This is a genomic window from Rhizobium sp. Leaf453 (genome assembly GCF_001425605.1).
Taxonomy (GTDB): domain Bacteria; phylum Pseudomonadota; class Alphaproteobacteria; order Rhizobiales; family Rhizobiaceae; genus Pararhizobium.
Genome location: NZ_LMRG01000029.1, coordinates 198,376 through 222,505, shown reverse-complemented (window position 1 = coordinate 222,505; position 24,130 = coordinate 198,376). Strand labels below are relative to the sequence as shown.

29 protein-coding genes are annotated in these 24,130 nt (G+C 61.1%); 19 read left to right on the top strand and 10 right to left on the bottom strand.

Features of this window, described 5'->3' with window-relative positions; genetic code table 11:
• The first annotated feature begins 136 nt into the window (after positions 1-136).
• From purM to ASG68_RS27405, 3 genes are all read left to right on the top strand, one after another.
• Positions 137-1,207, top strand: a complete 1,071-nt coding sequence (gene purM / locus ASG68_RS27415) for a phosphoribosylformylglycinamidine cyclo-ligase (RefSeq protein ID WP_062576288.1) — start codon at positions 137-139, stop codon at positions 1,205-1,207.
• On the top strand, positions 1,204-1,836 hold the full coding sequence (purN, locus tag ASG68_RS27410; protein ID WP_062576287.1) for a phosphoribosylglycinamide formyltransferase: 633 nt from the start codon (positions 1,204-1,206) through the stop codon (positions 1,834-1,836). Before purM ends, purN begins: the two co-directional genes overlap by 4 nt.
• A 175-nt stretch (positions 1,837-2,011) precedes the next feature.
• Positions 2,012-2,956: an omptin family outer membrane protease gene (locus ASG68_RS27405; RefSeq protein ID WP_162247285.1), complete on the top strand. Its 945-nt coding sequence runs from the start codon at positions 2,012-2,014 to the stop codon at positions 2,954-2,956.
• Positions 2,957-3,003: 47 nt separating this feature from the next.
• Here the strand turns inward: ASG68_RS27405 and ASG68_RS27400 are convergent, their stop codons facing one another.
• A complete protein-coding gene (locus ASG68_RS27400; protein WP_062576285.1) occupies positions 3,004-3,603 on the bottom strand; it encodes an NUDIX domain-containing protein in 600 nt (199 codons plus the stop codon).
• 7 nt (positions 3,604-3,610) lie between these two features.
• On the bottom strand, positions 3,611-5,743 hold the full coding sequence (locus ASG68_RS27395) for a molybdopterin oxidoreductase family protein (protein ID WP_062576284.1): 2,133 nt from the start codon (positions 5,741-5,743) through the stop codon (positions 3,611-3,613).
• A 68-nt stretch (positions 5,744-5,811) separates the two neighbouring features.
• On the opposite strand from ASG68_RS27395, the gene ASG68_RS27390 reads away from it, so the two are divergent.
• From ASG68_RS27390 to ASG68_RS27375, 4 genes are all read left to right on the top strand, one after another.
• On the top strand, positions 5,812-6,678 hold the full coding sequence (locus tag ASG68_RS27390) for a 23S rRNA (adenine(2030)-N(6))-methyltransferase RlmJ (protein ID WP_062576283.1): 867 nt from the start codon (positions 5,812-5,814) through the stop codon (positions 6,676-6,678).
• 71 nt (positions 6,679-6,749) lie between these two features.
• Entirely contained in the window at positions 6,750-7,184 is a 435-nt protein-coding gene (locus ASG68_RS27385; protein ID WP_062576282.1) for a hypothetical protein, read from the top strand.
• Between the two features lie 8 nt (positions 7,185-7,192).
• A complete protein-coding gene (locus ASG68_RS27380) occupies positions 7,193-7,945 on the top strand; it encodes a ribonuclease T2 family protein (protein WP_112405879.1) in 753 nt (250 codons plus the stop codon).
• Between the two features lie 21 nt (positions 7,946-7,966).
• Complete coding sequence (locus ASG68_RS27375; protein WP_062576281.1) at positions 7,967-8,557, top strand: glutathione S-transferase; 591 nt, start codon at positions 7,967-7,969, stop codon at positions 8,555-8,557.
• A 75-nt stretch (positions 8,558-8,632) separates the two neighbouring features.
• On the opposite strand, the gene ASG68_RS27370 is transcribed toward ASG68_RS27375, so the two are convergent.
• On the bottom strand, positions 8,633-9,271 hold the full coding sequence (locus tag ASG68_RS27370) for an outer membrane protein (RefSeq protein ID WP_062576280.1): 639 nt from the start codon (positions 9,269-9,271) through the stop codon (positions 8,633-8,635).
• A gap of 367 nt (positions 9,272-9,638) precedes the next feature.
• On the opposite strand from ASG68_RS27370, the gene ASG68_RS27365 reads away from it, so the two are divergent.
• Positions 9,639-10,403 (top strand): SDR family oxidoreductase, encoded by a 765-nt coding sequence (locus ASG68_RS27365; protein WP_062576651.1) that lies wholly within the window; start codon positions 9,639-9,641, stop codon positions 10,401-10,403.
• Entirely contained in the window at positions 10,400-12,424 is a 2,025-nt protein-coding gene (uvrC, locus tag ASG68_RS27360; RefSeq protein WP_062576279.1) for an excinuclease ABC subunit UvrC, read from the top strand. Before ASG68_RS27365 ends, uvrC begins: the two co-directional genes overlap by 4 nt.
• A gap of 118 nt (positions 12,425-12,542) precedes the next feature.
• Here uvrC and ASG68_RS27355 read toward each other — a convergent pair whose 3' ends face one another.
• Together ASG68_RS27355 and ASG68_RS27350 are read right to left on the bottom strand one after the other, a co-directional pair.
• Entirely contained in the window at positions 12,543-12,836 is a 294-nt protein-coding gene (locus ASG68_RS27355) for a hypothetical protein (RefSeq protein WP_062576278.1), read from the bottom strand.
• A gap of 87 nt (positions 12,837-12,923) precedes the next feature.
• Complete coding sequence (locus ASG68_RS27350; RefSeq protein WP_062576277.1) at positions 12,924-14,015, bottom strand: helix-turn-helix transcriptional regulator; 1,092 nt, start codon at positions 14,013-14,015, stop codon at positions 12,924-12,926.
• A 230-nt stretch (positions 14,016-14,245) separates the two neighbouring features.
• Between ASG68_RS27350 and pgsA the strand changes: the two genes are divergently transcribed.
• From pgsA to ASG68_RS27335, 3 genes are read left to right on the top strand one after another with little or no spacing between them, the layout of a single operon-like run.
• On the top strand, positions 14,246-14,854 hold the full coding sequence (pgsA, locus tag ASG68_RS27345) for a CDP-diacylglycerol--glycerol-3-phosphate 3-phosphatidyltransferase (protein ID WP_062576276.1): 609 nt from the start codon (positions 14,246-14,248) through the stop codon (positions 14,852-14,854).
• A complete protein-coding gene (moaD, locus tag ASG68_RS27340; RefSeq protein WP_062576275.1) occupies positions 14,851-15,111 on the top strand; it encodes a molybdopterin converting factor subunit 1 in 261 nt (86 codons plus the stop codon). The genes pgsA and moaD overlap by 4 nt, the downstream gene beginning before the upstream one ends.
• A gap of 5 nt (positions 15,112-15,116) precedes the next feature.
• Entirely contained in the window at positions 15,117-15,587 is a 471-nt protein-coding gene (locus ASG68_RS27335; protein ID WP_062576274.1) for a molybdenum cofactor biosynthesis protein MoaE, read from the top strand.
• Positions 15,588-15,606: 19 nt separating this feature from the next.
• Here the strand turns inward: ASG68_RS27335 and ASG68_RS27330 are convergent, their stop codons facing one another.
• Complete coding sequence (locus ASG68_RS27330; protein ID WP_062576273.1) at positions 15,607-16,503, bottom strand: branched-chain amino acid ABC transporter permease; 897 nt, start codon at positions 16,501-16,503, stop codon at positions 15,607-15,609.
• A 67-nt stretch (positions 16,504-16,570) separates the two neighbouring features.
• On the opposite strand from ASG68_RS27330, the gene ASG68_RS27325 reads away from it, so the two are divergent.
• Complete coding sequence (locus ASG68_RS27325) at positions 16,571-17,131, top strand: CGNR zinc finger domain-containing protein (RefSeq protein ID WP_062576272.1); 561 nt, start codon at positions 16,571-16,573, stop codon at positions 17,129-17,131.
• Entirely contained in the window at positions 17,128-17,649 is a 522-nt protein-coding gene (locus tag ASG68_RS27320) for a hypothetical protein (protein WP_062576271.1), read from the top strand. Before ASG68_RS27325 ends, ASG68_RS27320 begins: the two co-directional genes overlap by 4 nt.
• Positions 17,650-17,658: 9 nt before the next feature.
• Here the strand turns inward: ASG68_RS27320 and ASG68_RS27315 are convergent, their stop codons facing one another.
• On the bottom strand, positions 17,659-18,009 hold the full coding sequence (locus ASG68_RS27315) for a winged helix-turn-helix transcriptional regulator (RefSeq protein WP_062576270.1): 351 nt from the start codon (positions 18,007-18,009) through the stop codon (positions 17,659-17,661).
• A 111-nt stretch (positions 18,010-18,120) separates the two neighbouring features.
• Here ASG68_RS27315 and ASG68_RS27310 point away from each other — a divergent pair, with 111 nt between their 5' ends.
• Positions 18,121-18,840 (top strand): glutathione S-transferase family protein, encoded by a 720-nt coding sequence (locus ASG68_RS27310; RefSeq protein ID WP_062576269.1) that lies wholly within the window; start codon positions 18,121-18,123, stop codon positions 18,838-18,840.
• Positions 18,841-18,932: 92 nt separating this feature from the next.
• On the opposite strand, the gene ndk is transcribed toward ASG68_RS27310, so the two are convergent.
• Both ndk and ASG68_RS27300 read right to left on the bottom strand, forming a co-directional pair.
• Positions 18,933-19,355 carry a nucleoside-diphosphate kinase gene (gene ndk / locus ASG68_RS27305; protein WP_028736091.1) on the bottom strand — a complete coding sequence of 141 codons (423 nt, stop codon included), beginning with the start codon at positions 19,353-19,355 and terminating at the stop codon, positions 18,933-18,935.
• A gap of 101 nt (positions 19,356-19,456) precedes the next feature.
• Positions 19,457-20,149, bottom strand: a complete 693-nt coding sequence (locus tag ASG68_RS27300; RefSeq protein WP_062576268.1) for a glutathione S-transferase family protein — start codon at positions 20,147-20,149, stop codon at positions 19,457-19,459.
• A gap of 142 nt (positions 20,150-20,291) precedes the next feature.
• On the opposite strand from ASG68_RS27300, the gene ASG68_RS27295 reads away from it, so the two are divergent.
• Complete coding sequence (locus tag ASG68_RS27295; RefSeq protein ID WP_062576267.1) at positions 20,292-20,807, top strand: DinB family protein; 516 nt, start codon at positions 20,292-20,294, stop codon at positions 20,805-20,807.
• Positions 20,808-20,920: 113 nt separating this feature from the next.
• A complete protein-coding gene (locus ASG68_RS27290; RefSeq protein WP_062576266.1) occupies positions 20,921-21,142 on the top strand; it encodes a hypothetical protein in 222 nt (73 codons plus the stop codon).
• An 18-nt stretch (positions 21,143-21,160) separates the two neighbouring features.
• On the opposite strand, the gene ASG68_RS27285 is transcribed toward ASG68_RS27290, so the two are convergent.
• On the bottom strand, positions 21,161-22,339 hold the full coding sequence (locus tag ASG68_RS27285) for a low temperature requirement protein A (protein WP_244484349.1): 1,179 nt from the start codon (positions 22,337-22,339) through the stop codon (positions 21,161-21,163).
• A gap of 176 nt (positions 22,340-22,515) precedes the next feature.
• Between ASG68_RS27285 and ASG68_RS27280 the strand changes: the two genes are divergently transcribed.
• Both ASG68_RS27280 and ASG68_RS27275 read left to right on the top strand, forming a co-directional pair.
• Positions 22,516-22,911 carry a Rap1a/Tai family immunity protein gene (locus ASG68_RS27280; RefSeq protein WP_062576264.1) on the top strand — a complete coding sequence of 132 codons (396 nt, stop codon included), beginning with the start codon at positions 22,516-22,518 and terminating at the stop codon, positions 22,909-22,911.
• Positions 22,912-23,046: 135 nt separating this feature from the next.
• Positions 23,047-24,126: a GGDEF domain-containing protein gene (locus tag ASG68_RS27275; protein WP_062576263.1), complete on the top strand. Its 1,080-nt coding sequence runs from the start codon at positions 23,047-23,049 to the stop codon at positions 24,124-24,126.
• The last annotated feature ends 4 nt before the right edge of the window (positions 24,127-24,130 follow it).

Genomic DNA, 24,130 nt, shown 5'->3' with positions numbered 1-24,130 from the left:
AAGCCTGCGACCGAAAACGGTGCCCGCGACAGGGCAAAACGGTGAAAAAGCGGGACTTATGGCGGCAATCGTCTTGCACTCGCGGCACTCCCATGCCAATCGCAGTCCCAATATGACGAGCAGCGGAGAGCGAGCCATGAGCGAGCCTGGAAAGAATGGTCTGACCTACAGCGATGCGGGTGTGGATATCGATGCCGGAAACCTCATGGTCGAGAAGATCAAGCCGCATGTGCGCTCGACCCGGCGTCCGGGCGCAGACGGCGAGATCGGCGGCTTCGGTGGCCTGTTCGACCTGAAGGCCGCAGGCTTTACCGACCCGGTTCTGGTCGCCGCCAATGACGGCGTCGGCACCAAGCTCAAGATCGCCATAGATGCCGGCAAGCACGACACGGTCGGCATCGACCTCGTCGCGATGTGTGTCAACGATCTTGTCGTGCAGGGCGCCGAACCCCTTTTCTTCCTCGACTATTTCGCCACCGGCAAGCTCGATCCGGATCAGGGCGCCTCGATCGTTGCCGGCATCGCCGCCGGTTGCCGCGATGCGGGTTGTGCGCTGATCGGCGGCGAGACCGCCGAAATGCCGGGCATGTATGCGGGCGGCGACTACGACCTCGCAGGCTTCGCGGTCGGTGCCGCCGAACGCGGCCAGTTGCTGCCGGCGGGTGATATTGCCGAAGGCGACGTCATTCTCGGCCTCGCCTCCTCCGGCGTTCATTCCAATGGCTATTCGCTGGTCCGCAAGATCGTCGCGCTGTCCGGCCTCGCTTGGGATGCGCCGGCGCCGTTCGGCGACGGTACGCTGGCCGATGTGCTGATGACGCCGACGAAGATCTACGTGAAGCCGCTACTGAAGGCGATCCGCGAGACCGGAAAGATCAAGGCGCTGGCCCACATTACCGGCGGCGGCTTCCCGGAAAACATTCCGCGGGTGCTGCCGAAGCATCTGGCGGCCGAAATCGATCTCGACGCGATCAAGGCCCCGGCCGTCTTCTCCTGGCTTGCCAAGACCGGCGGCGTTGCCGCCAATGAAATGCTGCGCACCTTCAACTGCGGCGTCGGCATGATCGCCGTCGTCAAGGCCGAGGATGCCGAGAAGGTCGCCTCGATCCTGACCGCGGAAGGTGAAACCGTCTTCACGCTCGGCCGCATGGTGGCACGCGAAGAAGGTGCCGCCGGCACGATCTATAAGGGCGCTCTCGCTCTATGACCTCGACGGTGAAAGCGGCCCGCAAGCGGGTCGTGGTGTTCATTTCCGGCGGCGGCTCCAACATGCTGGCGCTGGCAAAGGCTGCGGCGGAACAGGATTTTCCGGCCGAGATCGTCGCCGTGATTTCTGACAAGCCGGATGCAGGCGGACTGGCCAAGGCACAGGCGCTCGGCATCGACACGTTCTGCTTTGCCCGCAAGGACTATGACAGCAAGGAGGCCCACGAGGCCGCGATCCTGTCGCAACTCGCCAGCCTTGCGCCCGACATCGTCTGCCTCGCCGGCTACATGCGCCTGCTGAGCGCCAGCTTCATCAATGCCTATGAAGGCCGCATCATCAACATCCACCCGTCCCTGCTACCGCTATTTCCGGGCCTGCATACCCACCAGCGCGCCATCGACGCCGGCATGACGACCGCCGGCTGCACCATCCATTTCGTCACAGAAGGCATGGACGAAGGCCCGGTCATCCTGCAGGCGCAAGTGCCGGTGCTGGAGGGCGATACCGCCGACACGCTGGCTGCGCGCGTTCTTGTCGAGGAACACAAGTCTTATCCGGCAGCCCTGCGCCTGATTGCCGACGGCAAGGTCCGGATGGATGGTGGCAGGACGGTCAACGTCGCGGGTTAAGCCCCGTCGAAGCAACCCTCCTCTTGTGACCAATTAACACCACGTCCGGCACGACAGATGAATCCCATGGGTCATTTTGACTCAAATTTGGGTGCATCCGCCTGAGCCCCTTGTGAAGAATCAACGAATGCCTACCAGTGCGCCGCAATTCCAATTCATGCGGCGGATTTTCTTTATGCGGTTTCCCCTTTCCTCGATTGCGTTCCTGCTGGCCTCGACCGGCGCTTGCCTTGCCGACGATGCCACGGCCACGTTCGGCAATGATGCCTTCACCTTCACCGGCGCTGTCGGGCTGATGAACATTCAGGCTAAGGAATATGTCTATATGGGCTCGCACAAGGCGAGCCAGCTGGATTGGGACAGCAAGGGCGTCACGCTCTATAGCGGCACCGCAGCAGCAGAATTGACATCCGAATGGTCGGTCAAGGCAACCTTCGACATCGGCGCCAATGGTGACGGTCACATGGTCGATTACGACTGGGTTCCCGGCCTCTACGTCGATACCAGCATGGATGGTTGGAGCGATCGGTCGATCAGCCCGGACACGCGCCTTTCCCACTGTTTCGCCGGCTCCATCGAAATTGCCCGCCAGCTTCTCGATGAAGACGGCAAGCGCTTCGGCGTCAATGCCGGCTTCAAATATTCCGACGTGAAGTGGGAGTCCTTCGGTGGCTCTTACATCTACAGCGACACCACGACACGCGACGATATCGGCGACTTTCCCGACGGCATGCGCGTCATCAGCTATCAGCAGAAAATCCCGGTCCTGTTCCTCGGCGCCGATGGCTCGGTGGATATCGACCGCCTGACCATTTCCGGTGGCGCCAAGGGCGGCTTCACGACCGGCATCCGGGATATCGACGATCACTGGGGCACCGATACCCGCTTCCATGACGACATGAAGCCGGCGCCGGTGCTGATGTTCAACGTCGAAGCCGCCTATCACATGACCGAGACGGCATCGCTGTTCGTTGGCGGCACTTACGAAAACGTCTTCAACCGGCGTGGCGACATGCGGTCCAGAAACACGGTGACCGGCGAAACCGACAGCAGCAAGAACGGCGCCGGAGCGTCGTTCCAGACAATGTCCGTCAAGTTCGGCTTGAAGGGAACGTTCTGAGCTACCAGAGCGGCGGCTCGCTCAAATGTCTGAGTTAGCCGCCCGCCTTATGCGCCCGCCAGTGTCTTCTTGTTCAGCATCGCCCACTGCAGCAGCATGATCGTCTTGCCGTCGCAGATCTCACCACTGCCGATCATCGCCATGGCGTCGGTGAGCGGTACTTCCAGCACCTCGATATCCTCGTCCTCGTGCGCCGCGCCACCGCCATCCTCGGCACGAACAGTGACATCGATGACGGCAGCGAAGAAGTGAATGGTCTCGGTGACCGCGCCCGGCGACATGAACGCCTGGAACACCGGCTGCACATCCGTCACCAGATAACCGGTCTCTTCCATCACCTCGCGACGGATCGCTTCCGCCGGATGATCGCCATCCAAGAGACCCGCCGGCGTTTCCAGGAGCCATCCGGAATGGCCGTTGGCATGCGCCGGCATGCGGAACTGCCGCACGAGAATGACGCTGTCGCGCCTGGGATCGTAAAGCAGGATCGTTGCGCCATTGCCGCGATCATAGACCTCGCGCTTCAGCTTCTTCGTCACCCCGTTCGAGCCGGTGTAATTGAAGGTGACGTTGCGCAGATGGTACCAGTTTTTCGAAAGCGTCTCGTCCTTCAGGACTTCGATTTTTGCATTGTCGAACTTCGTCATGCGGTCTTCAATCCTTGCGCATCCATACGTGATTGTCGTGGAAGGCCGCGCCACCATAAGGCGCGGCGGCATCGGCGCCGGTGAGCACGTTGATACCCTCGCCGTCCAGATGCGCGTCGTTCGGCCAGAGACCTTCGCAGATGACCACGCCGCGCCGTGCACCGCCGCCGATCTTGGCGTGCAGGCGGATCTCGCCACGCTCGTTGCCGATCCGAACAATATCGCCATCGATGACGCCGGCAGCCGCGGCATCATCGGCGTGGATCATCGCTTCGGGACGAACCTCCTTTTGGATGGAGGATGGCGTCTCGGCGAAGGTCGAATTGAGGAACGAACGCGCCGGCGATGTCGCCAGCCGGAACGGGTGCTGTTCGTCGGCAAGTTCGATCAGATCGACATGATCGGGGAACTCGGGCAATTGTTCGTGCGGGCCGAAGACGCCGAGTGATTTCGGCGGCTTGTTCGGTGCCGCCTGCCCCGTCCAGTCGGCCTTGAAATGAAACTTGCCATCCGGATGGGCAAAGCCCTTGATGAAATGCGCGGTTTCGAAATCCGGCTGGATGTCCATCCACTTGTCGCGCTTCAGGCCTTCGAAATTCGTGCCGTGATTGACGAGGATGCGGTCAATATGCTCGCGCTCGCTGCGGCCGAAACCCGGCCTGTCGGCCACGCCGAGGCGCGTGGCCAATTCCTCGATGACGAAGAGATTGGTGCGCACCGTCGACGGCGGCTCGACCACCTTCGGGCCGAGCAGGATGTGCTGGTGACCGCCGCCGCGATAGAGATCGTCATGTTCGAGGAACATGGTGGCCGGCAGGACGATATCGGCGACCTTGGCCGTGTCGGTCATGAACTGCTCGTGCACGGCGACAAAGAGATCGTCGCGCAGGAAACCGCGCGTCACCAGCCGCTGTTCCGGCGCGACATTGACCGGGTTGGTGTTCTGGATGAGCATCGCCGTCACCGGTCCGCGATGGCGCAGCGCTTCGGCATCGCCGGTCAGCACGCGGCCGATCTGTGACTGATCAAGCATGCGGATGTCCGGATCGAGCATGGCCGTGCCCATCAGGTCACGCTTGTCGAACTTGAAAATATCGTTGTTGGAGTGAAATGCCCCGCCCCCTTCATGCTTCCACGAGCCGAGCACGGTCGGGACAGAGGCTGCCGCGTGGATGGCGACGGCGCCGTTGCGCTGGCGGGTGAAGCCGTAGCCGAGGCGGAAATAGGTTTTCGGCGTCGTGCCGATCAGCTTGCCGAAGGCCTCGATCTCCTCGACCGGTAGGCCGGTTATCGCGGAGGCCCATTCCGGCGTCCGTGTCTTCAGATGGTTTTCAAGCCCCTCGGGATCGTCGGCATATTCAGCCAGGTAGGCGCGGTCGGCATAGCCGTCGCGGAAAGCGATATGCATGGCCGCGCAGGCGAGTGCTGCATCGGTGCCGGGCTTCAGCACCAGCCCCATATCGGCCTGCTTGACCGTCGGATTGTCGTAGATGTCGATGACGACGATCTTCGCGCCGCGATCCTTGCGCGCCTTGATCGCATGCGTCATCACATTGACCTGGGTTGCGACCGCGTTGGTGCCCCAGATGACGACGCAATCGGACTTTGCCATTTCGCGCGGATCCGGCCCGCGCAGGCCGCCGGCGCCCATCGACATGCCCGTCCAGGCAAGGCTGGTGCAGATCGAGCCGAGGAAGCCGGAATAGCGCTTGGCGTGCCGCAACCGCTCGATGGAATCGCGCTGCACCTGCCCCATCGTGCCGGCGTAGAAATAGGGCCAGACGGCCTCGGAACCGTACTGCTGCTCTGCCCTGACAAAGGCATTTGCGATCTCGTCGAGCGCGTCTTCCCAGGTCACATCCTGCCAGCCGCCCTCGCCCTTGGCGCCCTTTCGGCGTTGTGGCACCATCAGCCGGCCGGGATGATAGATGCGCTCGGAATAGCGCGCCACCTTGGCGCAGATGACGCCGGATGTGTAGGTATTGGCGCTTGCCCCGCGCACCCGGCCGATCCGGCCCTCCTGCGTCAGATCGATCTCGAGCGCGCAGGCGGAGGGACAGTCGTGCGGACAGACCGAATGGCCGACGGACTTTTCTAGCTTGATGGGGGTCGCAACGTTCATGGCTTTTCTATATTGCATCGCGGCAGGGTCTCAAAGTCCTCTCGCCAACGCATTTCAAACTTTCATCGGGCCGATAAGGGACGCAAATGAATTACCGTCACATCTACCACGCCGGTAATTTCGCCGACGTCCTCAAGCATGCCGTGCTCGCCCGCCTGGTCGTCTATATGGGCCAGAAGGACAAGGCCTTCCGCGTGCTCGACACCCATGCTGGTATCGGTCTCTACGATCTGTCGAGCGAAGAAGCCCAGAAGACGGGCGAATGGCGCGATGGCATAGGCCGCATTCTCGACGCGGACATTCCAGCAAGAGCCAAGACGGTTCTGGAGCCCTATCTGACCGCGGTGCGCGATCTCAATCCGGATGGCGGGCTGACCTTGTACCCGGGATCGCCGAAGCTGACCCGCATGCTGATGCGGCCGCAGGACCGCCTCTCGGCGATGGAACTGCATCCGGACGACTACGAGACGCTGCACCGCCTGTTCGATGGCGATTTCCAGAGCCGGATCACCGAGCTCGATGGTTGGCTGGCGCTCGGCGCGCACCTGCCCCCGAAGGAGAAGCGTGGCATCGTCCTGGTCGATCCGCCCTTCGAAATATCAGGCGAATACGAGCGCTTGGCAGACGGGCTCGCAAAAGCCTATCGCCGCTTTTCCGGCGGCACTTTCTGCCTCTGGTATCCGCTGAAGCAAGGCGCGCCGATCCGGGAGTTCCATGAGGCGTTGAAGGCGCTGGAAATCCCAAAAATGCTTTGCGCTGAACTGTCTGTGCGCAGCGATCGCGACACGACCGGGCTTTCCGGCTCCGGCCTGATCATTGTCAACCCGCCCTTCACGTTGAAGGAAGAACTCGACGTCATCCTGCCATTGCTGAAGGACAAGCTGAAGCAGGACCGCCACGCATCGGCCCGTGCCTTCTGGCTTCGTGGCGAAGAAGCGATCGAACGCGACTGACGGGGCTTGACGGTCCGCCTTAGGCAGACGCAATCTGCGGACAGTTGGCAAAGGGAAATCGGGGGGCGGTCATGACCGGAATGCTTGCACGATCGGCGCTTCTTTCCCTCGCCATCCTCGCATCCGCCGCGATGCCGGCCATGGCTGTCGATCAGGCCAGCTATAACGGAGCCTACCGCGGCTCCGCATGCGGCAATGCGGACGTCCTCGGTTTCATCCGCTCGAATTTCCATTACAGAGCCGAAAATTACCTGAACGCGAACATTCTCATCGCCGATGTCTACGACATCCGGCAGAGGCGACTAGAATTGCGTGACGAAACGAGGCAGGTCGAGCGCGAATATTGTCGGGCCACGGCCATGACCACCGATGGCAGAAAGCGGCCGATGTGGTACTTGATCGAGCGTGGCTGGGGCTTTGCGGGCTTCGGCTCCAATATCGAATATTGCCTCAGCGGCCTTGACCCGTGGTATGTCCACGGCGCCGACTGCGCCTCGGTTCGGTGATCCGCTTGATGTCGTTCATGCGTCGTTCCATTGCGCTTCCGTTCGCCCTGCTCGCGCTTGCGGCCTGTAACGGCGAACAGGCCGAACAGAAGCCGGCGCAGAATAATGGCAATACACCCGTCACCACGACGCCGATCGCAGGAAACCCTGCGGCGAAGAGGCCATCCAAGGCCAAACGGATGCCAATAGGCAGCGGGTTCGATTTCTATGTACTGTCGCTCTCCTGGTCGCCGACCTGGTGTCTGGAGAACGATCCCAAGGGGCGCTCGCAACAATGTGCCGCCGAAAACAGCCACGGCTTCATCGTCCACGGGCTCTGGCCGCAGAACGAGCGCGGCTATCCGGAATTCTGCCGCACCCGCGAACCGGACCGCGTGCCTGAAACCTTAGGGCGCGGCCTGTTCGACATCATGCCGTCGATGGGGCTGATCGGCCACGAATGGCGCAAGCATGGCTCATGCTCGGGCCTGAGCCAGAAGGATTATTTCACCGTTCTCAGGGCGGCGCGCGAGCGGGTCACCATCCCGGCATCGCTGCAAACCGTTCAGCAGCAAGAACGGACCAGTCCCACGGACATCGAAACCCGGCTGACCGGGGCCAACCCCGGCCTTCAAGCAAACGCCATCGCCGTAGGATGCACGGCCGGGCGGGTCGAGGAAGTCCGGATCTGCTTCAACAAGGACCTGACCTTCCGCGCCTGCGGCGAGATCGACCGGGGTGGCTGCAAGGTGAAAAACCTCAGCCTGCCGGCGACACCCTGATCATCCAGAGAAAGAACCGCCATGAAAATCCTCTATTCCCCCGCCTCCCCCTATTCCAGCAAGGTGCGCATGGCCGCTCATCACGCCGGTTTCACGTTCGAGAGCGTTCTGACCGACACCAACGCCAATCCGCCGCATCTGATCGACAACAACCCGCTCGGCAAGATCCCGACACTGATCACGACGGACGAAAAGGCCATTTTCGACAGCCGGGTGATCATGCAGTTCATCGACCGCGAAACGAAGGGCAAGCTTTATCCGCGCAACGCGCAGAAGCGTACCGAGGTGGAGATGCTGGAAGCGCTCTGCGACGGTATCTGCGACTGCCTGCTCGCGATCGTCTACGAAAAGCGCTTCCATCCGCCGGAAAAGATTCATCAGCCCTGGATCGACCGGCAGTGGGAAAAGGTGACCCGCGCACTCGACCACCTCAATGCCAATATGCCGAAAACCGCAGCCAAACTGCATGCCGGGCATTTCGCGATGGCCGCGATGCTGCGCTATATCGAATTGCGGTTTACCGGCGAATGGCAAAGGGGCCGGCCGAAACTGAAGAACTGGATGCAGAAATTTGAGAAGTTCTTCCCCGATCACGCCCAGTTCAAGCTCTGACCCGGCACCTGCCAAACGCCAGATAGCAAAAAGGCCGGATCGCTCCGGCCTTTTTGTCATTCGAGATCTGAAGGATCAGAACTTCACGCCCATACCAACGCGAACGCTGTGTTCGTCGTAGCCCGACGAAACCTTGCCGCCGTTCAGGCTGAAGTCCTTCGAACCGTAGTCCGAGTAGCGGTATTCGACACGCGCCGTGACATTGTCGGTCACGAAGGCTTCCGCACCAGCACCGGCTGTCCAGCCGAGCAGCGTCTTGGAGTCCGAGCTGCCGCCCTGCGCTGCCTTGACGTTCGATGCGGCAACACCAGCCGTACCGTAGACGAGGACCGGGTTCAGATCGACACCGACGCGACCACGGACGGAGCCGTTGGCGCGCTGGCGCAGGCCGACATTGCCGTTGCTGCTGTCGTTGTCGCCGTAGTTTACATCAGCTTCGCCGCCGTAAACGATCTGGCCGCTCTGCATGTTGTAGCCGCCATAGAGACCACCGCCGAAACCGGCAGCGGAACGATCGCCATTGGCGTCGAAATTGCCGTGGGCCCAGTTTGCGGTACCACCGACATAGGCGCCCGACCAGTTCTTGGCGACCGGCTCGGTATATTCGGCAGCCGGAGCAGCCGGAACCTCGTCGATCGCGTCAGCAGCATGAACTGCGGAGAAGGCGATGAGGGATACGGCCGATGCCATGAGAGTGGTGGTGAGAGTACGCATTAAAGTCTCCTTTCGAACCGATGTCCCGGACCCTCGCGGTCCTGTTTGATACATCGGGCAAATTTCAATTAACCCCGCCCGGTTGATAGAGAAATTGGCGACCAAATGCGGATTCACAAGAGCCAAAATGTGAAATTTTAGTGGCAGCAGCAGGGCCAAAATGCGATGTTGCTTCATCGCCACAGGGTAATTATTAACCACAAAATCAGATTAACTTAATTTATACTATAACACTCAAAAACAATTCAATTTAACGCGTTTCCGTTAATTTTTCCGAAACGAATGCTTGGTGCCCGTTTCGCAATATCGCCCCTGCTCCTATATCCTTGCCCGACACACGAATTTCGAATCGCGGCAGGAAACACATTTGCGGACCTCCCTGAAAACAGCGCTGGTGACCGGTGGCGCAAAGCGCATCGGCAGGGCGATCGTCGAGGATCTGGCCGGCCATGGTTTTGCCGTCGCCATTCATGCAGACACCTCGCGCGAAGAAGCTGAAGCACTGGCATCGGACATTCGCTCACAAGGCGGCAAGGCTGCCGCCGTCGCTGCCGATCTCTCGCAGACGGCCGCAGTCTCCACCGTCATGCAACAGGCTGTCGCAGTGCTGGGGCCGATCGGCCTGCTCGTCAACAATGCATCCCTGTTCAAGAAGGACAGCCTGGACGATTTCGACGAGACGATCTGGGACCGGCATTTTGCGCTGCATGTCAAAGCCCCGTCCCTGCTGGCCCGCGATTTCGCCGCGCAACTGCCGCCCGACCATTCCGGCCTGATCGTCAACATCATCGATCAGCGGGTCTGGGCTCCCAATCCGAGATTTTATTCCTATATGTTATCGAAGTCGGCACTGTTAACCGCAACGAAGACGATGGCGCAGACGCTGGCCCCGGCGATCCGCGTCAACGGTATCGGCCCCGGCCCGACCTTGCCGAACGAACGGCAGAACCGGAAAGACTTCGAAACACAGGTGGATGCGTTGATCTTGAAACAGGGACCGAAGCTCGACGAATTCGGCCGGACGATCCGGTTCCTGTTCGACACGCCCTCCGTCACCGGCCAGATGATCGCCCTCGACGGCGGTCAGCATCTGGCCTGGGAGACGCCGGATATTCTGGAGATCGTGGAATGAGCGGGCGCGTGCCCAATGATGGCGGCATTCTCTACGATGAAAATGCCGGCGATGACGACGACCTGATCGAGACGCCGGACGCCGTACCTGCGCCGATTGTCGATTGGGCGGAAACAAGCGCGATTCCCGATGGCGTGCGCGGCGCCGACCTGATCCAGGCCTTCGTCAAGCTCCTGCCCAACAGCCCCGGCGTCTACCGCATGTTCAACGAAGCCGGCGACGTGCTCTACGTCGGCAAGGCGCGCAACCTCAAGAAGCGCGTGAGCAACTATGCGCAAGGCCGGCTGCACTCCAACCGCCTGACCAAGATGGTGCGCGAAACCGCCAATATGGAATTCGTCACCACGCGTACCGAGATCGAGGCGCTGCTGTTGGAAGCGAATCTGATCAAGCGCTTGCGGCCACGCTTTAACGTTCTGCTGCGCGACGACAAGTCGTTTCCCTATATCCTGGTGACGGGCGACAGCCGGGCGCCGGCGCTCTACAAGCATCGCGGCGCCCGCAGCCGCAAGGGCAGCTATTTCGGCCCCTTCGCCTCGGCCGGCGCCGTCGGGCGCACGATCAACTCGCTGCAGCGCGCCTTCCTGCTGCGCACCTGCACCGACAGCGTCTTCGAAAGCCGGACGCGTCCGTGTCTGCTGCATCAGATCAAGCGCTGCGCCGCGCCCTGCACCCATGAGGTCAGCGACGCCGACTATGCCGAACTGGTGAGCGAAGCCAACGACTTCCTCTCCGGCAAGAGCCAGGCCGTAAAGGCGACCATTGCGGCGGCGATGAGCGAAGCGTCCGAAAATCTCGATTTTGAGCGGGCGGCGCTCTACCGCGACCGTCTGGCGGCGCTGTCGCACGTGCAGAGCCATCAGGGCATCAATCCGTCGGGTGTGGAGGAAGCCGATGTCTTCGCCATCCATCACGAGGGTGGCATTTCCTGTATTCAGGTCTTCTTCTTCCGCACCGGCCAGAACTGGGGCAACCGCGCCTATTTCCCGAAGGCCGACCCGACGCTCACGTCCGCCGAGGTGCTGAGCGCATTCCTCGCGCAGTTCTATGACGACAAGCCCTGCCCCCGGCAGATCCTGCTCTGCGAAACCGTCGAGGAACAGGATCTGCTCGGCGAGGCACTGACGGAGAAATCGGGCTACAAGGTCTCGATCCTTGTGCCGCAGCGTGGCGAGAAGAAGGATCTGGTCGATCACGCAGTTGCCAATGCCCGCGAGGCGCATGGGCGCAAGCTGGCGGAGACCGCATCCCAATCCCGTCTGCTGGAGGGACTGGCGACAACCTTCAAGCTCGATCGCATCCCGCGCCGGATCGAGATCTACGACAACTCCCATATCATGGGAACCAATGCCGTCGGCGGCATGGTGGTGGCGGGCCCGGATGGTTTCGTCAAAAGCCAGTACCGCAAGTTCAACATCAAATCGACCGACATCACGCCCGGCGACGACTTCGGCATGATGAAGGAAGTCATGACCCGGCGGTTCTCGCGGCTGCTGAAGGAAGAGGGCAAGCCCGACCGTACCGTCGAGACGACAGAAGACAGCGCCTTCCCCGCCTGGCCGGATGTCATCCTGATCGACGGCGGCCAGGGACAGATGACGGCGGTGCGGGCAATCCTGAAGGAACTCGACGTCGAGGATTGCGTCACCGCCATCGGCGTCGCCAAGGGCGTCGACCGCGAAGCCGGCCGCGAACGCTTTTTCCCGCCGGGCGGCAGCCGCGACGGATTTACCCTGCCGCCGCGCGACCCTGTGCTCTACTTCATCCAGCGCATGCGCGACGAAGCGCATCGGTTTGCCATCGGCTCGCATCGGGCGCGGCGCAAGAAGGAAATGGTCAAGAACCCGCTGGACGAGATCGGCGGCATCGGCCCGACGCGCAAACGCGCCCTGCTCCATCATTTCGGCACCGCCAAGGCCGTGTCACGCGCGGGGATCAACGACCTGCGCGCCGTCGAGGGCATTTCGGAAGCTGTGGCCAAGTTGGTCTACGATCACTTCCATGAGGACGGGGCAAAGTAGATAAGCGATACACCGAAACGAGTTGCCCAGCGGGAGTCTCCGCATCGGTCTTTGCCAAGTGCTCACATGGTTCCCATGACAAGACAATACGCTTTGCAAGAGCACGCGCCGTTTCGTTTCAATGTCCGCCCCGTTTACTGTCAAACGCCTTGGCGACTTTATACGCCTCGAGAAGCATAGAGCCTGGAACGGCCGATGGGTCATTCAGGTCAGCCCCCCGAGCGAATGCGACGCGCTCTGCCGCGAGTTGATGAATTTTCCTTAGCCGAGATGCTCCGCTTTCCAGAGCATCATATTCATTTATGCCGAGCCCCATGGCATCAGACATTTCCTTTTGTGTGAAACGAATGGCCTTCCGTAGAAGCAGCAACTCTTCGGCTATCATCGTGGCTTGATGGGCTTCGTCGGACATTCGTATTATCCCAAATCCTGAAACATGATTAGACAGTCGACACGATCCGTCAGGTCACCGAACTATGAGCCCGACAGCAAAATTCTCTCAGGCCGCCACGCGCCCGAGCCCGGACAGCAGATGCGTCAACTCCGCTTGCCGCCGGGTGCCGGTCTTGAAGAAGATGCGCTTCAGGTAGGTGCGCACCGTTTCGAGCGACAATCCGAGTGTCACGGCGACCGTTTCAAGATTGGCGCCGGATGAAAGCTCGCGCGCGACACGCGCCTCACCGGGCGTCAAGTCGAACAGCCCGCTCAGGACGCGCAGATCCGGCGGGCCCGCCAGACCGACCGGTGTGGCGATCACGACGGCAAGCCCCCTTGAAAAAATGTCCCTTGCATTGCGGCGAACCGGCAGCAGATGCAGGATGAGCGCCGGCTGATCTTCGACGGCCGGAAGCGGGATCGACTGGACCTTGGCTGTCTCGGCAACCCGCAATTCGTCGAGCGCGCCGAGCACGAGCGTATTGACCGCCGGATTTTCCAGCGACAGCTTGTTCGCCGCACCGGTTCGAATGCGCGGCGCGAGCCCCTCCATTCCGTCGTTCATGACAAGCACCCGATTGTCCTCACCGACGACCATCGCGGGAAGACCGAGCATCGACATGGTCGAGGTGATATTTTCCGCCTGCCGGAATGTCAGGCGCGACGAAATCAGCGCGGCGCGCGCCAGGTCGCCCTTCATGCTGTTGAGGCGATCGACATGCGTGGACGAAAACGGTCCGTCGGCCTCGCGGGCGATGAAATCGAAGATCAGTGTATGGCCGGACGGTTCCCGAAACACCGCTCCCATGCTCCAGCCGAGCCCCATCGGCCGAAGAAACGCATTGTAGATGGGGTCGTCAATAATTTCCTGCGCCGTCATAACGTCGATATCGCGCGAGAATGCCGCAGGCGATGAGATCATCGACCGTTCCGGCCGGACATTCTGATAACGGACTTCGCTACGCGAATAACGGATCATCGCCTCGTTGATATTCGGCGAGCATATCCAGTCGATCCGCTGATCCGAGCCGATCGTCAGCAGGCAGGCGGAATAGGCGTTCACTTCCGCCGCCAGGCTGATGCACACATCCGACCACAGCTCGGGTATGACAGCCGCTTCATAAATGCGATCGATCAGCGTTGATGCGTCAGACATACAAAAAATCTGTGCTTGAGCAATTATTCGTCAACGTACCATACATAACAAAGGTTCCTTCACACGCAACCGGCGAACCCGATCAATTTAACGACAAACGCCCTCATGCCGGTTCACCGTGCGTTCAGATGAATTCCGCCACAATCAGGGCAGAATGATCAAAGACAGGTTGACGCCGCTGTCACAAAGTCCTTCATCTGTAGCCAAGAACTCGCAGAGAACCCGAATCCATGTCCTCCACGCCTGCTGCCTATAACATACCCAATCTCCTGACCTACGGACGGATTCTGGCCGTTCCGCTGATCGTCCTGTGCTTCTTCGTCGAAGGCAAGCTGCAGAGTTCCGATTTCGCCCGCTGGACGGCCTTCTGGCTGTTTGCAGCCGCCTCGATCACCGACTACCTCGACGGTTATCTCGCTCGAATCTGGAACCAGACGTCGAATATCGGCCGGATGCTCGACCCGATCGCCGACAAACTGCTGGTCGCATCCGTGCTGCTGCTGATGGCCGCCGACCGCACGATCGCAGGTTGGACGATCTGGGCCGCCATCATCATTCTTTGCCGCGAGATTCTGGTTTCGGGCCTTCGGGAATATCTCGCCGCGTTGAAAGTCAGCGTGCCGGTGACGCGGATCGCCAAGTGGAAGACGGCGATTCAGATGGTTGCTATCGCCCTGCTGCTCGTTGGGCCGGCACTCGACAACATTCCCCCGGAAAGCGACGCGGTCGGTATCGTGACAGGCGCCGGCATTGCCATGCTCTGGGTCGCAGCGCTCATCACCATGTATACCGGCTACGACTATTTCCGCGCCGGCCTCAAGCATGTGATCGACGAATGACCGCCGTCAACCTCGTCTATTTCGCCTGGGTACGTGAGCGGATCGGCAAGGGCGAGGAAACGCTCGATCTGCCGGAGAGCGTCATCACTGCCGGCGACCTGCTCGCCCATCTGAAGACGCTGGGCGAGGAATACGAGGGAGCGCTCGAGCACGAAAATGTCATCCGGGTGGCGATCAACCAGGAACATGTGGACCATCGCGAACCAATCGCAGGTGCGCGTGAGATCGCACTATTCCCACCCATGACCGGGGGCTGAGCGCGATGTCCGGCTTGCCTGTTGTCGTGCGCGTTCAGCGCGATGACTTCGATCTCGCGCATGAGGTACAGGCCCTCTCGGCCGGTCGCCACGATATCGGCGCCATCGTCACCTTCTCCGGCCTCTGCCGCGACGAGGCGGGCACGCTGAGCGCACTGGAACTCGAGCACTATCCCGGCATGGCGGAAGCGGAGATCACCCGGATCTGTAATGAAGCCGTCCAGCGGTTCGGCCTACAGGCGGTCACCGCCATCCATCGCTACGGCACGATCGCTTCGGGCGAAAACATCGTGCTCGTCTGTGCCGCCTCCCCTCACCGGCAGGCCGCCTTCGACGGCGCCAATTTCATCATGGATTTCCTGAAGACCTCGGCACCCTTCTGGAAGAAGGAACATGCGGCTGATGGCTCGGAGCGCGACTGGGTGAGCGCCAAGGATGCCGACGACAGCGCAAGGGATCGCTGGACGAAGGAATAGGATCGATCGGCATTCGGTACTACGGTTGGAACTGCTCCTTGCGGGTCAGAACCAGCAGCAGGACCAGGAACGAGAAGATCGCAAAATCCCGCCACAGCATGGGACCGTAGGCGCTCCACAGCGTTTCGCTGAACCCCATCACAGCAGCGCCGAGTGCCGCCAACAAGGGTGCCGTCTGGCCGCCGATCGCCGCGATGAACAGAACCTTGACGCCGAAGACAATGCCAGCGCCGAAATCCATCGTGCCGTAATAGGATGTCGCAAGGATGCCGGCGATGGCGGCCAACAGCGCCGATAGCGCATAGGCAGCGATAAAGACGCGGCTGCCATCAACGCCACACAGAGCCGCAGCGCCCGCATCGTCCGACACCGCCCGCCAGGACCTTCCCCAAGCCGAGCGCGCCAGAAACACATGCCCGCCGATCACCAGCATGATCATCAGTAGCGCGTTGGCAAGCTGGATCAACGTCAACGTCACCGGAAAGTTCGGATCGGGCCACAGGACGATCAGCGTGTTGAGAAACGGCGACAGCCACAGGCTGCGGGTCTCCGCCGCCAGTCGCGACAGTTCCATCAGGACCAGCGCCACGCCGAGCGAAGCAACGACCACTGTATTGGCGGAATTTTCCGCCAACCGGCGCATGACCGATCGGCCGATCAGCAGGCCGGCCCCGAACGTGTAGGCCAGAGCCATGACCGCCCCCAAAGTCAGCGCGAGCGGCAGCAGCAGCCAGAGCCGATTGAAAGCAAAATCGGAAAACAGCAGGAAGACCTGGCCGGAAAATCCGAAGAGCGCACCATAGGTCAGGTCCGCCCGCCGCGTCACCGAAAAGGCGATGGAATAGCCGAAGGCCAGCAGCGCATAGAGTGCCGCGATCGGCAGGGCGCTGGCGAGTTGCTGGAGAAAATAGGCCATGACAATTCCGGCTGATGACAAAATCACTATAACTGGTAAAATGACTTTTACCAGTTAGGATTATACGATGACCTTCTCCTGGACTCCACACCGGTTTGCTGGCGGCGCGCTCGCGCTGGACGTCGCCAATTCCGTGGTCCTGCGGTTTGATCCCGCACGCCGGATCGATCGCTACGCCGATCCCGCCGGGCTTGACGGCTTTGCCGATGCCGCGACGCGGTTTTCTGCGGAAAACGTCCTGTTCGGCCCGCTGGAGCCTGTCCTGCCGGAAAACCGCGCCGCCTTCCTGCATTTGCGGGAGGCGACCGATCGCCATTTTCGCGCTGAAGTGCTGGGCAATTCCTCGTCCCAATGGCTCGCAGACCTTCTGGATGCCGCGTCATCGATCATCCGGCGCCATCCGCTCAAGTCGATGCCGACCGCGCTCGATGCCGCGGCGGCACGTTCGGCGCTGACGCTCGCGACCTCTGTCGACCCCGAACGCCTCAAGATTTGCCCTAATTGCCAGTGGCTTTTCCTCGACCGCAGCCGCAACCGCAGTCGCACCTGGTGCGACATGACCGTCTGCGGCAACCGCATGAAAGCCAGCCGGCACTATCATCGCCAGAAAAGGGAGTTGAGCGCATGACACGCCTTCACGGGAAGCATCTTCTGGCCGCCGCTCTGATCATCGTCCTGCCCGGCCTAGCCGCCTGCCAGCGCGAGACAGGACCGGACCCGCTCGAACTGACGGGCAAGCTGTTCGTCTTCAACTATCGGCTGGCCTATGCCACCTACATGATCACATTGAACAAAACCCAGCCCGTTCCGGAGGGCAGCACGGTTGTGGCTACATTCCAGAATCCGGCTGGCGGAGAGCCTTTGCGGCTCGATCGCAAGCTGTTTGCCAAGCTGGATAAGGTGGTACTGGAAAGCCCTGACGTGACCTGCGTCAAGAAGGAAACGCCCTATGCCGTGACCATCGAGGTCAAGGGACCGGACGGCACGACCATCCAGACCCTCAAGACGGAGGTTACCTCGAGCCTCGATCAGGACATCCTGCCGGCACAGGCGCTGGTGGTCGGGCCGGCCTACGACAAGAACCCGGCCGTCTTCAAGGACGGCAAGGCGCCGGCGCATTTCCAGACGGCGACGTGCCCGATTTGAGGGTGCCGACTATTCGGCGGCCTGGAGGATAGCAGCACGGCCGGATTCGGGCGCGATATTCTCCTCCCACCAATCCCCCAGCGCATCGACGAGCGGCAAGAGCTTCAGCCCCGCCTTCGTCAGGCTGTAATCGACCCGGAGCGGATAACCGGGCTGCGCCGTGCGCAGGACGATGCCCGCCGTTTCCAGCTTCCGCAGTTCGTGCGTCAGCATGCGGTGCGACACCGTCGGCAGATCGCGCTGGAAATCGCTGAAGCGTTTGTCGCCATCCTTGAGATAGTAGAGCAGCAGCGTCGGCCAGCGGCCGCTGAGGATGCGCATCGCCTCCTCGATCGGGCATTCGGTCACCGCGTCCTTCATCGGGAGTGCTCCTGGTTACAAAATAGTGCGTAATTTACATGGGGAGAGAACACCGGCAAGAAAAGACCCGCTGCGCAGCATCCTCTCCAACCATCACCGAAGGATACTCAGATGGAACCCATTCTTGTCTACGGCTTCCCCGCCGGAAGCTCCATGGGGCTGGTCGCGGCTTTCGAGCAATCGCAACAACCCTACCGCCTGTGCCGCGTCGATATGCTAGCGGATATGAAGAACGATGCCTATGGCCGGCTGAACGGCCGCCAGGAAACACCGGTGCTGATCGCCCCCGATGGCCGGGTCATCACCGAAACCATGGCAATCGCAGGCTGGCTTGCCGACCGCGACCGCGGCCAGCATGTCAGCTATGCCGCCGGCACGCCGCAGGGCGACCGCATGCGGCAGATGATGGCCTTCATCAACACCGGCTTCACCTCGGCATTCACGCCGCTCTGGTTGGCATTCGAACGCGAAGACGCATCCGCCACCGAACGCGCCCTCTACCGCGAACTCGGCGGACTGCTGGTGGCGGATCGCCATGCGCGGCTGGAGGCGATGATCGGCGACACCGCCTTTCTTGCCGGTGACCGGTTCACGCTGGCGGATGCCGTGCTGATCGGCGTTGCCCGCTGGGCCGATTTCCACGACTTGCGTGACAAGGCCGCCTATCCGCGCCTCGAGGCATTGCGGGCGCGCATAGAAACTCTCCCGGCGGTGCGCTTTGCGATGGAGATCGAGGATGGCCTGACACCATCGGGCAGCGGCGGCTTTCGCGGCCACGTGCCGCTCGACGACGTGCTGTCGCGCTTCCGCGAACAGCGGGCGGCGGCATAGCCCTTCCTCAAAACAGAAAAGCCGGAGCGTTACCGCCCCGGCTTTTCCCGATAGTTTTCAATCTCTTCGGGCCGCAACCCTCAAGGATTGATTCAGCCGACGATTTCGGTGTCGGAGAACCAGTACTTGATTTCCTGGGCAGCGGTTTCCGGAGCGTCCGAACCGTGAACCGAGTTTTCGCCGATCGACAGGGCGTGCGTCTTGCGGATCGTGCCTTCGTCGGCGTTGGCTGGGTTGGTGGCGCCCATGATTTCGCGGTTCTTCAGGATGGCGTTTTCGCCTTCGAGAACCTGAACGATGGTCGGGCCGGAGGTCATGCCTTCAACCAGTTCGCCGAAGAAGGGGCGTTCCTTGTGAACGGCGTAGAAGCCTTCGGCTTCGCGCTTGCTCATCCAGACGCGCTTGGAAGCGACGACGCGCAGGCCGGCGTCTTCGAGCATCTTGGTGATGGCGCCCGTCAGGTTGCGCTTGGTGGCGTCCGGCTTGATCATCGAAAAGGTGCGTTCAATCGCCATTGTCTCAATTCCCTTTGCTTACATAAATCGGGGTTTTTTCCGCGAATTTGGCGGTTCCATAGCCGCCAATGCCGCGCAAAACAAGGGGGAGAGGCGAAGTTTCACGCAGCTGTCACGGAGCGCCCGATACCGTCATAAAGATCGAGGCAGCGCTCGAACCAGTCGGTGACCGGATCGCCCGCAGCAAGAATCGTCTTCGGCGAGGTGATGCGCGCCCATTGCAGCGGGCCGAAGAGAATATAGTCGGAAAACAGCGGTGTCTCGCCGCCGATGAAAGGCTGGCGCTTCAGCGTCGCGCGGATCGGCTCCAGCCGGGCAGCAAAGGCGGCAAGCTCGGCCTCTGCATTCTTTTCCACGAAGGCCTCCAGCGTCGTGCCGAACCGGGCTTCGCGCGATGAGCGGAAGTAGACCTGATCGACCGGCGCGAGGCGATCATGGATATCAAGCACCACGACCTTGACCAGAGCCGTATGCAGCGTCAGCTGCGACCAGCTCTCGATGAAACGGGCCATAGCCTTTCCGCCCGGGCCGCCAAACAGCGATGGACGATCCGGATAGGTCTCTTCCAGATACACGGCGATATCGAAACTGTCATTGATCAGCGTCTCGCCGTCGCGCAGCAGCGGCACCATTTTGGTCGCACCGTTCTCGATCTTCGGGATTTCGGTGAAGGCGACAGCCGCCGTTTCGAAATCCAGCCCCTTGTGCTTCAGCGACAGCGCCGTCTTCCAGACATGCGGCGAAAAGGGCCGGCTCGGGTCCGCCCCGCAGAGCGCATAGAGTTTGCGGTTCATGATCGCGTCCTTGTCCTCGTGTAATGATGCGGGCCATTCCAGCCGAGGCCGGCGCAACAATCAAATCAGTTAATTTCATGGATCGCATCACCCACCGGCATATCTTTTGCGGCTAGACTGCCGAAAACAGGGAGGCTTTGCGATGCTCGACCATTACCGGATGTTTGCCGATTACAACCGCTGGGCCAACCGCATGCTCTATGCCGCTGCCGGCAATCTCGACGAAGCGCAATATCGCGAAAACAAGGGCGCCTTCTTCGGCTCGCTGCACGCCACCCTGAACCACATCCTTTCCGCCGACCGCATCTGGATGAAGCGCTTCACCGGCACCGGCGAGGCGCCCAAGGCGCTCGACACCATCCTCTACGACACGTTCGCCGACCTCTCCGCTGCCCGTGCCGCCGAAGACGACCGCATCGTCACCTGGATTGCCCGCCTCACCGAACAAGACCTCGCCGGCCGCTTCACCTATACCCCGATCACTAACCCCACCCCAGTCACCCAGCGCCTCGCCCCGCCGCTGGCTCACTTCTTCAACCACCAGACTCACCACAGGGGCCAGTGCCATATGACGCTGACGGCGCTGGGCGGGCCGAGTCTGGGGCTGGATATGAGTTATTTCCTGCGGACCGCGGACGGGAAAGTCTACACAGATTGAAACAACCATCAGAATTCGTTCATTCTTTCGCTCCAACTCACGTAGCGCAAGGCTGAAGCAAGTCAAATGCCCCATCATCTTCTCCGATTTCAAAACATGGAGGACGACGCAGAATGGATTGGTATCCGATCGAGGCTCTTGAGGCTGGAAAGCTTGCGGTCCTGCATTTCAAAAATCAGGACGAGCAACGCTGGGTCGGATATATTCATGGCGACGGCGTCTGCCACTGGCCGGAAAACGTTTCGGGCCAGAAGCCGGATGGCTGGCAGGACCTTTCCTCGCTCTTCGTTGCGCTGCCTGCCAGCGCCAAGCAGATCGTTTCGGCGGCTCTGTAAATCCTCAAGTGCCATCGCTCAGGCGGTGGCACCCCTTCCGGGTCTGAGCGCCCAGTATTCCCAGACAGCAACAATGAACAGGATGCCGGTTGCGGCAAGCTGGATGATGTAATTGGGACTGAACGGCACGAGCGCCGTCAGGATCAACAGCATCGCGATCCCGGCCAGGTGCGACACCGGGATCTGCCGCGCGACCGCCATTTTCACCCAGATATTGCCGGCCAGAAACAGCACCGGCCCGCCGATCATGGCGATGGCGTATTTCAGCGAGCTTTCCTCCCGCGCATGCGACAGGCTGAAATCCTCACCCACGGCCGTCAGGATGATGCCGGCAATGATCGGCAGATGACCGTATGTGAAGAGATTGTGCGCGACGCTTTCGGGCCGCGACGTCGTTTCCGCCTTGTCGGCCGCTTTCTCCTGCCCGTGATGGAAATAGATCCACCACATGAAGCCCGTGCTCAGGAACGCGCTGCAGAACACGGCAAAGGTCGTGTTGGAATTCATGTGCTCGGCAGCGTTGCGGCCTGTGGTCAGGATCGTTTCGCCCAGACAGATGATGACGAACAGGGCGCAGCGCTCGGCCATGTGCTCGCCCGACACATCGAGCGTTTCCGGTGACGACCGGCCCAATCCCGGAACGGCATAGTGGACGGCGGGCGAGGCATAGTCGATCGCAAGCGCCACGCTCCAGCAAAGGATGCGGCCTTCCAGCTCCATCATGCCGCCCACGATCCAGAAGGCGGCCGATGCGAGCGACCAGATGGTGATCCGCACGAATGTCATGAAAGCCGCATCATCGACGCCGCGAAACGCATAGAGCGTGAACAGCGAACGGCCGGTCTGCATGGCGCAGTAGATCAGCGCGAACATCAGCCCGTGTTCCGCAAAGGCTTCCGGTAGCGCCAGGGCAAGGAGCACGCCCCCGAACATCATCCCGAACAGCATCAGCCGCACAGGCTCCCTGCCGGTATGGAGCAGATTGGTCACCCAGGTCGTGTTGATCCACACCCACCAGATGGCCAGTACCAACAGAGCCGATTCGAACGCCGCCGCCGAACTGAACTCCTCCGCCAGCGTATGCGAAAGCTGGACGAGCGCGAAAACAAACACGAGATCGAAGAACAGTTCGGGAAAACTGGCACTGGTCTGATCGGGTTCTTCGGTGCGAATCCAGTGCGGGTGCCTAGCGGACATGGAAGACGCCCCTTGTCCGAACGCCATCCCAGTTCATGCCTGTGTTTCCGTCCATGCAATTTCCTCTCCGAAACGCCGGGGATATAGGGCGCGGCCGCCGACGGACAATCCGTTGATAACGTCTGCCTGTCTCCTGTAAGCTTTGCCCGGGCACAGGCACTCGAGGTGGAAATCGCATGAAGAAGACGATGCTGATTCTGGCCGGCCTGCTGCTGGTATCTTCGGCGGCCCAGGCACAATTCATGGATGCCGATGACCTCCATACATTCTGCGAGCAGCGCCACCCTGTCGCCTTCGGTTATGTTGCCGGGGTGCTCGATCGCTGGTCGCGCGACCTGCATCATGCCGAACTCTCCGACGTGGTGGATGCGGAAAACAACCGGCCGAAGAGCAAGGTTCCGGTCACGGACAAGATCCGCGCCAATGTCTGCGATCCCGATACTGTGACACTGGAGGAGCAGGTGCGGGTCGTCTGCGCCTTCGTGGCTGATCATCCGCAGGATCGGGGCCGCAGCGCCGACATGCTGGTGCAACTGGCCATGCAATCGAAGTGGCCCTGCCCGGCGAAATAGCGTTATGCCCCGATCACAACCCCGGTGGTTGTGCCAACTTAAAACGCACGCACTTTGACAGTCTTTTAATCCCAATATGTTAAGTGCTGTTTCCTGCAACCGGTCGCGCTTCAGGCGATTTCGTGGGGAATGGCAATGGCGGAAAAAACTCAGAACGACGGCAATCATTCGCAGAATGCCGCAATACTGTTCAAGGTCGCGCAGACCATGGCCAAGGCCGGTGTCGCCGCCTTCCCACGCAATTACGAACTGTTCTACGAAGCCCTGTCCGGCAATAATCCCAAGCTCACCCGCGATTTCGTCGCGCTCGGCGCCCATCCGGCGCAGAACCAGTTGGAGCAGATCGGCGTCAAGCACCACCTGCCGGGCTTTGCGGCGATCGAGGCGGATACGATCCGCGCCGAAACCGCCCGTGCGATTTCCGCGATCAGCCATTCCCTCAAGGACAGCATTGCCAAGAAGGATGCCTTTGCCGCGATGCTGCGCACGTTCATCGGCCGGCTCGAAAAAGATCCCGTCGCCGGCATGTCGGATTTCGCCGATGATGCTGCGCGCCTGCGCGATGCGGTCGCCGTGTTCGAGCGCGAGGAGCGGACCTTTGCCGCAGCGATGAACGAGGCTGTGACGCAGCTCGGCGGCATCGACAGCGATATCGAGGCGATGCGGAAGGTCTCCACTCGCGATCCCGTCACCGGCCTGCCGAACCGCATCGCCTTTTCGGCCAAGCTCAGCGCGTTGTATGAAGATGGCAAGGCCATCGGCCCGGCCGCGTTGGCGCTGGTCACGGTCGAAGGCTTGCGCGACATGGGCGAGCGCCATGGCGCGGCAACGGTCGAGAAGGCGTTGAAGAAGCTTGCGCCGGAATTCCGCAAATCCGTCAAGAAGAACGATTTCGTCGCCCGCATCGGCACCGACGAATTCGCCTTCGTCTTCCATGATGTGTCCGCCGACAACGCAGAAGCGATCGCCCAGCGCATCAGCACCTCGGTCGAGGGCGTGCAGGTTGCGCTGCCGAACCGGGCCTTCACGACGCAAACACTGTCGCTCTCAACCGGCATCGCCATGGCCTTTACCGCATCCGGCGGCGTCGATCTGTTCACCCAGGCGGAACTGGCGCTTCGGGCCGTTCGCAGTTCCGGCAAGCCGGGCACGCTGGTGTTTTCCGCCGCGATCGGCGGACGGACGAAAAAAACCTACTCGCCGCACGCGGCATGATCTA